This window comes from Candidatus Protochlamydia amoebophila UWE25 (genome assembly GCF_000011565.2).
Classification (GTDB): Bacteria; Chlamydiota; Chlamydiia; order Chlamydiales; family Parachlamydiaceae; genus Protochlamydia; species Protochlamydia amoebophila.
In genome coordinates this window covers 36,521-48,167 of record NC_005861.2, presented here as the reverse complement: position 1 = coordinate 48,167, position 11,647 = coordinate 36,521, and the positions used below count along the sequence as shown (strand labels likewise).

7 protein-coding genes and 1 tRNA gene are annotated in these 11,647 nt (G+C 35.3%); 7 read left to right on the top strand and 1 reads right to left on the bottom strand.

Features of this window, described 5'->3' with window-relative positions:
* Positions 1 to 108 precede the first annotated feature (108 nt).
* From PC_RS00160 to PC_RS00145, 4 genes are all read left to right on the top strand, one after another.
* Positions 109 to 1,344: an exo-beta-N-acetylmuramidase NamZ family protein gene (locus PC_RS00160; RefSeq protein WP_011174582.1), complete on the top strand. Its 1,236-nt coding sequence runs from the start codon at positions 109 to 111 to the stop codon at positions 1,342 to 1,344.
* A 141-nt stretch (positions 1,345 to 1,485) separates the two neighbouring features.
* The gene (locus tag PC_RS00155; RefSeq protein ID WP_044044600.1) at positions 1,486 to 1,782 is read left to right on the top strand and encodes a co-chaperone GroES; all 297 of its coding nucleotides are present in this window, start codon (positions 1,486 to 1,488) and stop codon (positions 1,780 to 1,782) included.
* Between the two features lie 24 nt (positions 1,783 to 1,806).
* Positions 1,807 to 3,480 carry a chaperonin GroEL gene (gene groL / locus PC_RS00150; RefSeq protein WP_011174580.1) on the top strand — a complete coding sequence of 558 codons (1,674 nt, stop codon included), beginning with the start codon at positions 1,807 to 1,809 and terminating at the stop codon, positions 3,478 to 3,480.
* A 208-nt stretch (positions 3,481 to 3,688) separates the two neighbouring features.
* Positions 3,689 to 3,940, top strand: a complete 252-nt coding sequence (locus PC_RS00145) for an FmdB family zinc ribbon protein (protein WP_011174579.1) — start codon at positions 3,689 to 3,691, stop codon at positions 3,938 to 3,940.
* A gap of 1,133 nt (positions 3,941 to 5,073) precedes the next feature.
* Here the strand turns inward: PC_RS00145 and PC_RS00135 are convergent.
* Positions 5,074 to 5,868 (bottom strand): 50S ribosomal protein L11 methyltransferase, encoded by a 795-nt coding sequence (locus tag PC_RS00135; protein WP_011174577.1) that lies wholly within the window; start codon positions 5,866 to 5,868, stop codon positions 5,074 to 5,076.
* 233 nt (positions 5,869 to 6,101) lie between these two features.
* Between PC_RS00135 and PC_RS00130 the strand changes: the two genes are divergently transcribed.
* The 3 genes from PC_RS00130 (at position 6,102) to PC_RS00120 (ending at position 11,479) form a co-directional block, all read left to right on the top strand.
* The gene (locus tag PC_RS00130; protein ID WP_011174576.1) at positions 6,102 to 10,637 is read left to right on the top strand and encodes an RHS repeat-associated core domain-containing protein; all 4,536 of its coding nucleotides are present in this window, start codon (positions 6,102 to 6,104) and stop codon (positions 10,635 to 10,637) included.
* 135 nt (positions 10,638 to 10,772) lie between these two features.
* Positions 10,773 to 10,846, top strand: a tRNA-Arg gene (locus PC_RS00125).
* Complete coding sequence (locus tag PC_RS00120; RefSeq protein ID WP_011174575.1) at positions 10,847 to 11,479, top strand: MBL fold metallo-hydrolase; 633 nt, start codon at positions 10,847 to 10,849, stop codon at positions 11,477 to 11,479.
* The last annotated feature ends 168 nt before the right edge of the window (positions 11,480 to 11,647 follow it).

The following is an 11,647-nucleotide window of genomic DNA, read 5'->3' as shown; positions in this document are numbered from 1 at the left end:
TCAAGAAATTGAGAATTTAAAATGGCAAGTGTTAGATATTCAAATTTGTATGTTTATTCTTGAGATTTGCTATAATTTTGAGTTTTTTAATCAATAGATTGTTTACTTATGCAAATCCTACGAACTTTATTCCTTTTTTTTATATTTATTGTAATTCCAACCGTTGGATTTACACAAGTTACAGTAGGTATTGATTCTCTGTTTGATTCTTCTTACGTAGAATTAATCAAAGGTAAACGTATAGGATTAGTCACAAATCATACCGCAATCAATCATGAGGGTGAGACAACCATCAATTGTTTAAAAAAAAATGCTTCTTTTTTTGAATTTAAACTGCAAGCTCTGTTTGCTCCAGAGCATGGTTTACAAGGAATTCAATATGCAGATGAAATCGTTAAAGATTCTTGTGAAACAGAGATTCCTATTTACAGTTTACATGGATCTACAAGACGGCCAACACAAGAGTCTTTAAAAAATCTCGATGTTTTAATTTATGATATTCAAGACATCGGTTCGCGTTCATACACCTACATTTCTACCCTATTTTATGTGATGGAAGAAGCAGCTAAACTCAAAATTCCAGTCATTGTTCTCGATAGACCGAATCCCATTAATGGCTTAACAATTGATGGGCCCTTACTAGAAGAAAAATGGCGTTCGTTTGTGGGGTACGTTAATATTCCTTATTGTCACGGACTGACAATCGGAGAATTAGCCTCTTATTTTAATGGAGAATATAAAATTAACTGTTTACTCAAAGTTATTCCCATGAAAGGGTGGAAAAGAGAGATGACATTTAATGAGACAGGACTCATCTGGATCCCAACTAGCCCTCATATTCCCGAAGCAGAAACTTCTCTTTATTATCCTATCACTGGGTTGCTTGGAGAACTTCAACTTGTTAATATTGGTGTAGGCTACACTCTACCTTTTAAAGTTGTTGGGGCTCCGTGGATTAATGCAGAAAAATTTGCAAAAAAACTTAATGAACAAAAATTTCCAGGCGTCCGTTTTCACCCCTTTTACTATCGCCCTTTTTTTGGTCGCTTTGCTCATCAAAATTGTCAGGGTGTTTTAATAATCTTAACTAACCCCAAAAAATATTTACCTGTCTCTACCCAATATTTGCTTATTGGCATGTTAAAAAGTTTATATCCCAAAGAGTTTCAAGCTGCATTAAATCAATCTTCTCATAGACAAGACATGTTTAATAAAGTCAATGGAACGGCAGAAGTGTTTAGAATCATTAAAGAAGAGCAATATATTCTTTGGAAATTACGCTCTCTTCATGAAAAAGAACGGGCCTTATTTGTGAATAAAAGAGCTTCTTACCTCCTCTATTGAACCCTTCCATTTAGCAAAACTAGCAATTACAACAAGTAACTGCTAAAATTTTATTTCAGCTCCTTGACATAAATCGTTTTCAATCCTAAAATGCTTTTTTTCAGAGTCAATAAAACAGATGAAAATAACAGGAGAATAGACATGACAACTAAGACTAAAATTAAACCTTTGGGAGATCGCGTTGTAGTTCAACGAGCAAAAGCTGCTACTTCAAAAGGCGGCATTCTTCTTCCTGATTCAGCGCAAGAAAAACCAAGAGAAGGACATGTCATTGCCGCAGGTCCTGGTAAAATGAGTGAAAGCGGACAACTTGAACCTATTTCTGTTAAAGTTGGTGATCGCATTCTTTTTGGAGCCTACGCTGGTACAGAGGTTAAAGATAATGATGAAGATTATTTAATCTTATCCGAAAACGATATTCTAGGAATTTTATCTTAATCTTTTTAATGCAAGGACCCGTTTATGGCAAAATTATTACAATTTAACGAAGAAGCCTTAAAATCAATCTTAAAAGGTGTAAAAACGCTTGCTAAAGCCGTTAAAGTCACTTTAGGCCCAAAAGGGCGCAACGTTGTCATCAACAAAGGATTTGGCTCTCCTCTTTCTACTAAAGATGGTGTCACAGTCGCCAAAGAAGTTGTTCTCAAAGACAAATTTGAAAACATGGGTGCTCAATTAGTTAATCAAGTTGCTGCTAAAACATCTGATGTAGCAGGAGATGGAACAACAACAGCCATTGTTTTAGCTGAAGCCATTTATTCTGCTGGTGTCAAAAACGTGGCAGCCGGTGCAAACCCAATGAGTTTAAAAAGGGGAATAGATCAAGCTGTTGAAACAATAACTCGCTCTCTAGATCACCTTTCTACGCCAGTAAATACAGCCCAAGAAGTTAGACAGATTGCCACAATTTCTGCTAATAATGATGGCGAGATCGGCCGTATTATTGGAGAAGCAATGGAAAGAGTGGGTAAAGATGGAATCATCACTGTTGCTGAAGCAAAAGGAATTGAAACACATGTAGATTATGTAGAAGGCATGCAATTTGATAAAGGATACGTTTCCCCTTACTTTATCACCAATGCAGAACAAATGAGTGTTGAGCTCTCAAACGCAGATATTCTAATCACAGACAAAAAATTATCCGCAGCTAAAGATATTATTCCTGTCTTAGAAAAAATTATGGAAAAAGGAGCACGCCCTTTGCTCATTATTGCCGAAGATATTGATGGAGAAGCTCTTGCAACTCTTGTCGTCAATAAACTAAAAGCAGGGATGACTGTTTGTGCAGTAAAAGCACCAGGTTTTGGGGATCGACGTAAAGCTATGTTGCAAGATATTGCCATTTTGACAGGAGGAAAAGTCGTTTCAGAAGAAGTAGGTCTAAAATTGGATGAAGTAGGACCAGAAGTTCTTGGAAGAGCAAAGACTATTAAGGTTTCAAAAGAAGAAACAACGATTATCGATGGAGCTGGACAATCAAATGAGGTGAAAAGCCGCCTTGCTCAAATTAAAGCTGAACTTGCGAATGCAAGTACTTCTAAATATGACAAAGAAAAATTAGAGGAACGACTAGCAAAAATGGTCGGCGGTGTTGCAGTTGTTAATGTCGGAGCAGCGACTGAAACAGAATTAAAAGAAAAGAAAGCGCGTGTGGAAGACGCATTACATGCCACACGGGCAGCTGTTGCGCAAGGAATCGTTCCGGGTGGCGGAGTCGCTCTTCTTCGCGCTGTTAAATCCCTTGAAAAATTGCAACTTACAGGCGATGAAGCGATAGGCGTAACCATTATTAAGCAAGCCGCTTTTGCGCCAGCAATAGCTATTGCTAATAACTGTGGGAAACAAGGAAATTTGATTGCTGAAAAGATTTATGAAGCAACAGGTTCTTATGGATATGATGGTTTAACCGACGAATTTAAAGATTTGTTAAAAGCAGGAGTAATAGATCCTGTTTTAGTCACCAAAAGCGCGCTAATCAATGCAGCTTCTATTGCAGGACTTTTACTTACAACAGCTGCAATGATTACTGATAAACCCCAACCTAAATCTCAACCTGCTGGCATGCCAGGCATGGATGGCATGGGTGGTATGGGAATGGGTGGCATGGGTGGTATGGGCGGCATGGGAATGATGTAAGCTTCTCACCCATTTAAATAATCCATCCCTTTGAGATACAAAGGGATGGATTTTAAATATTCTTGTTAAAAAAATCCTTCAGAGATTACCGAAAGAATAAAGAAAGCTAATCACTTCGTGATCTAAATGCTTTAGATAAACTCTGAAGTTTAAAACTAAGTATAAACTTAATCAATTTAGCAACAGGACTATTCAGTCAAAGGTTATTATGCCCCATTACGATTATTGCTGTACAAGCTGTGGCTATCAAGAAGAAGTTTTTCAAAAAATTAGCGAAGAGCCTTTAAAAATTTGTCCCTCTTGTCGACAAAATAATTTTCAAAGACAGCCTGGAGGAGGAGTAGGACTTCATTTTAAAGGGACAGGATTTTATATTACGGATTATCCTTCATCATCAACTTCAGATCAGAGTTGTCCTTGCGGAAAAAATTCTTCTTGTTCTTCGGAACCTAAAAACTAAAAGCCAACGATCGCTTTTAATCTAATTATTTGGCTTATCTAGTTGCCGATCAAATACTTTGAATGATGTAAATCTATTTTTATTCTATCAAATAAAAAAGAAATAACTCTTAAATCTATTTTTAATTTAAATATAATAAATAACAATTATATAATATAAAAAGTGTTCATGACAAGAAATGTGACCCATGAATCATTTGGATAAAACTTTTAAACAGGAGAATAGATATGGGATTAGGAAGAATGGCACTTCTTTGGATTTTAGGCGTGCCCGTAGGAGTAATAGCCATCCTTAAACTATTGGGTTTAATCTAAATCTGTGCCGCTCTGCGCTTATTAATTTTTCCACTAGGTAGATTATCGTCACATCTCATCTTTGGAGTAGGTAGAGGAAATGAAGAGTCTGAGCGGCGAAAAAAAGAATTAAAAAGTAATAAAATTATTGTTACGCAAAAAAGCATCGAAATTCCTTTGACGCTATTTTGATTGGAACGTTGATTGTTATTATTATTTTTTTGTATTGTCTCAGAAAATTTTGAAAAAATCTCTTTTGCAATTTGCTTCACACGGTTAGCTAAATCAAACTTGAAATAGTCTTTCGATCTGTTAACAAAATCAGATAAAAATTTTGGTTGATTCACTGAAAAATTTAAGAAAGTGCTTGTTAAGAGCATATAACCACCTTACTAGTTAATAAAAACTATATCAATATCTTTTATTTATTACAATAAGACCCTGCTTTTTTTATTTACCAAAAATCTCATTCAATTGCTGCCCATAAAAAATAATATCAATATAAAAACATTGAGCCATTTTTAAATAGATAAAGCTCTTGTTATCCTTATTTATCGCAACAGTGAAAATTTGTGGCTATTTTTTTAAAAAAAATTATCTTTATAAGATATCAAGAAAAACAGACTAGTTTTCTTCAACTATTCATCAGGGAGATCTAGGCAAATGAGAATATTGCCATTGCCATTTTAAAAAGTTTAAAATGAGATGAAGGTACTATATTTATGATATTTATTCCGACGTTTCCACAAAGAAAGTGCTATTTCAGGATAAACAGCAAAAAGAACTTAAAAATCTTTTAAAATGCCTTAAATTAAAATCGAAGTTTACCACTTCTTTAATTTAACACTCAAAAACAAAGCCTAGCCATCCCTCTTTTTCTTTTTCTTCCTTTAATCTCCACCCCCAGTTTTTTGTTTGCTCAAAGTAGACGTCTCGCTCCTCTTGACGTATTCCGGAAATTAGACGTAAACCCGGTAAGCGATGCAAAGAGGAAAGGGCATTCCAGGCAATTTTTTGTTCAGAAAAAATCATATTCATCACAATCAAAGGAACTGTAATAGAATGAAATTGAAATTCTTCTGGTAGCATAAAAATACATTGAGATTCCATTTGATTAAACTTAGCATTTTCTTGAGCGTGTCCAATGGCTGCTGGATCGATGTCCACTCCATATGCAAACGAAGCACCTAGAGCAAGGGCAGCTAAAGTCAAAACACCACTTCCACTTCCAATATCGATGACACTTTGTGTTGTTAAATATTGACTCATCAGTTCTAAAACAAGTAAAGTCGTTGGATGAGATAAATCTCCAAAACCCGGGCCAGGTTTGAGTAAAATGGGCTCAGCTTTCCTTCCAAATTTGTCAAAAGAAAGGTGGACCGACCCATTTTTAAAATCTAAACCATACAAAGCCCATTGTGATTCCCAATCAATTTTAGGTAATTGTACCTTTTCAATTTCTTTAATCCAAAAATAAGCGGAAACCTCATTCACAGAGTTTAAATAAAGATAAAGAATTCCCCTACTCTCTTCTTCTTCCCCATAGGCTAATTCGAAAGCATTTTCTTCCAAAATTTCCCAGGCTTGTTCCAATGTTAGATCATTCTTCAAGGTAATTTTGTAAAGCTCCTTCATTCCGATTCTCTTTTTATTTATTCATTTTTCATGCTTAGCAAAATTTTTAGCAAAGTAATGATTATAGAGAGAAAATGAATTCTTTAATATTTTTCTTGAAGGGCATTTTTCACTGTTTTTGGTATTTAAATTAATTTTTAAGTTTTCTCCCCAAACTTAATGAAAACTTGCAACAGAATGTAAATCTTTTTATAATGCTTTCATTATATTAATTAAAATTATATTAGATTTTTATGAATAATATCCGTTTTGTTATATTTTTTATTTTTTCTCTAATTTCATTATTAGAGGCTACTGATCCTTCCGTTCCAACACCTTTGGTTAACTCTATCAATGTCATAAGTGGACATTTAGAAGGAACAGAACCTTCGAGAAACAAACATGAATTTTATACACAAGGAATTAATAGAGTAAACAACATAACAGTTAATCTCCCCAGAGGGGATTTCAGGATAGGTAGAGTTAAAGCTCAGGTTCTGGACGAGGAAAAAGGAACTTGTATTTACTTTTTTTACCAACCAGGTTTAACAGAAATTATTGATCAGCAAGCAAGAAAAACCATCTATCGTTATTCAAACAATTTGATTCAGAGTGTAGAGCAATATCAGGCTTCCTCTGGCTCATCTGATTTATATAGACAAGAAAAATTCTTTTGGAAAACTGACCTAAAAATTCCTTTGATTAGCAGTAGAGTCTTGGCGGACGAAAAGGGACAAGCTATACACTGCACCCAATTTAGCTATAATGACCAGGGTCAACTCATCCGACAAACACTTTATGGAAATTTATCAGGCTCCTGCTCTATTCCATTGCTCATCCAAGCAGACGGTATCCCCAGTTTTAATGGAATTGAAAGTTATTCCAGTGTTTACCGCTATTATCCTTCTCACCCAGATCTTATTTGGATGGTTCGAGAAGATAATGGAGCTACAACAACATACCATTATGATTTTAAAACTAAACGGTGTGAAGCCAAACTCCAAGGAAACCAAGCAGGGTTACTTTCTCGAACATTTTATTGCTACGATGATTTAGGATTGCTTTGCCAAACTATCTTAGATGATGGACAAAACGAATCCGCTACTGACTTGAAAGGAGTGACTCACCGACGTATTATAAATATTCAATCTTGCCGAGATGGAATAGCCTTTTCTCAACCTTTAATGGTAGAAAATAAATATTTTGATCTCTTAGATGAGCAAGAAAAATTGTTAGATCGAACCCGCTACACCTATTCTTCCGAGGGAAAGCTTCTTCAACAAAATTTTTATGATGCTGACGACAATCTCCGTTATCATGTTAGTTATCATTACGATGAAGAAGGACATCTAAAATCTACAGAAGATAGTCGAGGGGAGATTGTTGAAGCTCCTTCCTCTCTTTTTCAAGATAAATTTGATGAAGAGGGGCACCGCATCTCCTCCGTCGATAGCTACGGAAATGAAACCGCGTTTGAATATGATTCTTTTGGACGATTAATCAAAACTCATCTTCCTACAGTTTTAGATGAATATGACAATCCGGTGCAGCTGAAGCTAGAACAATTTTATGACATTTCCGACCAAGTCATCGAAATGAAAGATGCGGAAGGAGGTATTACAAAAACAAGTTATACGGCAAGGGGGAAACCTTCCCGTATTCAATATCCCAATGGTTTAGAAGAAATTTACGTCTATCACTTAGATGGGGAATTGAAAGAAAAAATTAACAAAAGTCGCGTTAAAACCTCTTTTATCAGAGATTTGAGTGGAAGAATTAGCCGTGTAGAAGAAAAATTATCAGAGGGTTTTTTAATACGTGCTCTGAATTATTCCTACTTAGGTAACCTTGTTTCTACAATAACAGATGAAAAAAAAGATCATATCATTCGATTTGAATATGACGGAGCAGGTCGTCAAATTCGTTCTCTTCATGAAACAGCAGATGGAACAAAGCGAATTGAATGGTTTTACGACGCCTGTGGCCAGCGTACAGAAACGCGAGAATGGTTTAGTGCATTAGACTCAGATTTTGTCACCAAAATAGAAGAAAAAGATGCTTGGCAGCAAACAGTTGCGACAAGACTCGAAGATTCTCAGGGCTCTGTTCAGCAAAGAATAAAACATTCTTTTCCAATAAAAGAAACTTTATTTTTGCAAGAATCAGTGACGCAGAACCAATTAGGTCAATATGTTAAATTAACTGAAACAATTGATGAAAATGGTGTTCGAGACATTAAAATATATGATGCTCTGAATAGATTGGAAAGTTGCTTACAAATTAATTCTCTTGGAGAAAAAATTAGAGGATATCAGGTCCGCTACAATAAAATTGGAAAGAAGGTTTCAGAAAAACATCAAATCATCGCAAATGGAAAAGATAGCGGTCAATATATCATTAAATGGGATTATGATGAAGATGGAAAGCTTGTAGCAATTCATGAAGCAGCCGGTTCGTTCCAACAAAAAATTACCCGTTATCAATATCATGAAAGTGGTAAACTCGCAACAGTTATTAAACCTGATGGCAAACAAATTCACTACTATTATGATGAAAACAATCTTTTAAGCTCATATCAAGCCAGTGATAATTCATTTGCCTATCGTTATCAATATGACCAAAATAAGCGATTAATAGCCATCGAAGATTTGGTCCATCAAGGGATTCAAACACGTCAGTACAATGCCTTTGATCAAATCATTGAGGAAAATTTAGGAAAACCTGAAACCACTCTCTCTTTTGATTATGATTTAGCCGGTAGAAAAACCAAAATCGATTTACCAGATAACTCAAGCATCCATTATCGTTATGAAGGATCTTTATTAACTTCTGTAGAAAGATATCAAGCAGATCGACAATTACACTATCATCACGATTATTTTTATGAGATCCCTTCTGGAAAAGTTCAAAAAAGTCATCTTATTAAAGACATAGGGGTACTCTCTTACTACTATGACGAGCATGACCGTTTACAAAAAACCCTATCTCCTTGGTGGTCAGAAATATTTGAGCAATTAGACCAAAAAGGACGTTTAATGGCAGTAACCATTAAAGATTCTTTGAATACTTATTCTCAAACATATCAATATGGTGAAGATCATCAATTGGTCGAAGAAACCGGAGATGGAGAACTTCATCATACTTATCAATATGACTCTTTATTTAATCGCTTAAAATTTAATTCAGAACAATGGAAAACCGACTCTCTAAATCAATTGATTGAAACCCCCTTAGCTTTTTATCGTTATGATTTAAATGGAAATTTGGTCGAAAAAAAAGGGAAAGAATCTGTTTATTATGAATATGATGCTCTAAATCGTCTTATTCGTGTCTCAACTCCGAATGATTTTGCTATTCACTTTATTTATGATTCGTTTGACAGGTGTTTACAAAAGCAAAATTACCACTGGGATGCAGACAATTCTAAGTGGATATTAGCGGATTCAAATTTCTATCTCTTTGATGGTCAAAAAGAAATTGGTTGTTTAAATACCGAGCGGCAGTTAACTCAATTAAGAGTTTTGGGAATAGGGAAAGGGGCTGAAATTAATGCTGCTGTAGCTCTTGAGCTAAATAACAAGATCTATGCTCCTATTCACGATCATCAGGGCTCGATTCGTTGCTTAATTGACACGGAAACTAAAGAAATCGCGGAGTTTTATCGCTATTCTGCTTTTGGTTCAGAAAGTATTTATAATACCTACGGAGAAAAGTTTACTATTTCGCAAATTGAAAATCCCTGGCGATTTTCTAGTAAGCGAATTGAAGAAAAAACAGGGTTGATTGGATTTGGGAAACGTTATTATGATTCAACTATTGGAAGATGGATAACCCCTGATCCTCTATTTTTTTACGATACACCTAACCTTTATACGTTCGTTCGCAATGATAGTATTAATCATTACGATCTATACGGACTTTTTTCTATTTCTGAAATTTGGGATTCTACTATTCCTTTTTTCTTTGATGCGTTTAGACAAATTCAGACTTCGGCCCATCATTTCAAAATTAAACTCCATAGTGAATTGAAATTGCCTGAGTCTTTTGCCAATACTTTTGAGAAAATTAACAGAAATATTTTTGGCAATACAACTTACATATTAATGGGCCATTCTTACGAAAAAACAGAGATAAACACCTATGGAGAAAATGAAATTAGCGATAAGGTACGAGTCACTTTTATTAATGGAATTTTAACCACTTATCAAGATATGTTGAGCAATTTAGAACTCATCTCAGAGTCACATGGAGGGGTAAAAGTGCATTACATTTTTCGTCCTACTGAAGGATGGACCTGGGATGTGAGCCGTGCTATAATGGTTAAACTAGCTTTTAACTTAGGCTTCCGCTCTATGCATGCGCATTTACTTGCTGCTCAATGGCGTTCCTTAATTCATGAAATGGGAGGTGTTAGTGGTGGAGGAACCATTATTCACTATGCCCATAGTTTAGGAGGAACAGAGACTGAACGTGCGCGAGATCTTTTAACACCTGAAGAACAAAAAATGATTCGAGTGATTTCATTTGGCTCGGCAACGCTTATTCCCAATAACGGTTTTCAAAGTGTCAAAAATATCGTCAGTGTCAATGATGGTGTCAGCACATTATTTGAACCATTTGGACATTTCCGTAATTATTTCGATCCAGATACGAATGTACAATTTCAAGGAGATTTTTCTCCTTTATTTTGGGGAGGCTGGCCTGGAGATCATTTTTTAAGCGGTCCAACTTATTCTCCGTTTATTCAATTTTATGGTAAACAATTTTTAGCAGAATTTGCTCCAACGTAAAATGAATGCGATTTTTTTGATTCAAAATTGACATAGACAAGGCGAATTTGAATAGCCATCATGGAAAGTTTCAGATAACATTGTCTAAAAGTTCTTGAAAAAAAGAAAGATCCTAATTATAATTTCGTCTTCTTTGCACTGGTAGCTCAATTGGATAGAGTACCCGGCTACGAACCGGGCGGTTAGAGGTTCGAATCCTCTCCGGTGCAATGTTTATACAACCTTTTCCTTCGGGGCCTTTTTCTACTAACGCCTATCTTATTGCTTGTTTGTCTACGCAAAAAGCGATTATTGTTGACCCTGCTCCAGAATCAGCAAATCTTCTCCTTGATTGTCTAAGGAAACATCATTTTATCCTACAATCTATTTTACTCACCCACTCCCATTGGGATCACATCGCTGATATCAATTCCATCAAAAAACTCTATGACATCCCCATTTATGTGCACCCTTTGGATCAACTGAATTTAGAAAAACCTGGTTCGGATGGTTTGCCTTGTTGGCTTACTATTCAACCTGTTAAAGCCAATATTTTTCTAAACGATGGAGATCTAATCCCTGTTGGTCAATTAACTTTTAAAGTCATTCACACTCCGGGACATTCTCCGGGAAGTGTTTGCTTTTATGAAATCTCACAATCCAAATTATTATCAGGAGATACCTTATTTAAAGGATCCATTGGAAATATCTCTTTTCCTACCAGCCAACCAGATTTAATGTGGACATCTTTGGACAAGCTAGCGCAATTACCCCCTTCTACATCTGTTTATCCAGGACATGGTCCCATGACAACAATTGGAAATGAGAATTGGCTTCCTAAAGCCAAACAATTATTTCAGTAAAAATAATACTTAAAAAACTTTTTAAAATTTAAAACTCCTTTTTTTGCAGGATTTTATTATTAAATTTTGAAGAAATGTGGGAACATAGGAACAGCATTTGATCAAATAAACCGAGTTTAAAGTTTTTAAAATCGAAAATTTTGGTTAAACAAAGAGAACTCTAAAAGT

Coding starts and splice junctions, on each gene's coding strand:
- PC_RS00145 (WP_011174579.1), top strand. CDS start 3,689: ATGCCCCATTACGATTATTGCTGTACAAGCTGTGGCTATCAAGAAGAA.
- PC_RS00155 (WP_044044600.1), top strand. CDS start 1,486: ATGACAACTAAGACTAAAATTAAACCTTTGGGAGATCGCGTTGTAGTT.
- PC_RS00135 (WP_011174577.1), bottom strand. CDS start 5,868: ATGAAGGAGCTTTACAAAATTACCTTGAAGAATGATCTAACATTGGAA.
- PC_RS00120 (WP_011174575.1), top strand. CDS start 10,847: ATGTTTATACAACCTTTTCCTTCGGGGCCTTTTTCTACTAACGCCTAT.
- PC_RS00130 (WP_011174576.1), top strand. CDS start 6,102: ATGAATAATATCCGTTTTGTTATATTTTTTATTTTTTCTCTAATTTCA.
- PC_RS00160 (WP_011174582.1), top strand. CDS start 109: ATGCAAATCCTACGAACTTTATTCCTTTTTTTTATATTTATTGTAATT.
- groL (WP_011174580.1), top strand. CDS start 1,807: ATGGCAAAATTATTACAATTTAACGAAGAAGCCTTAAAATCAATCTTA.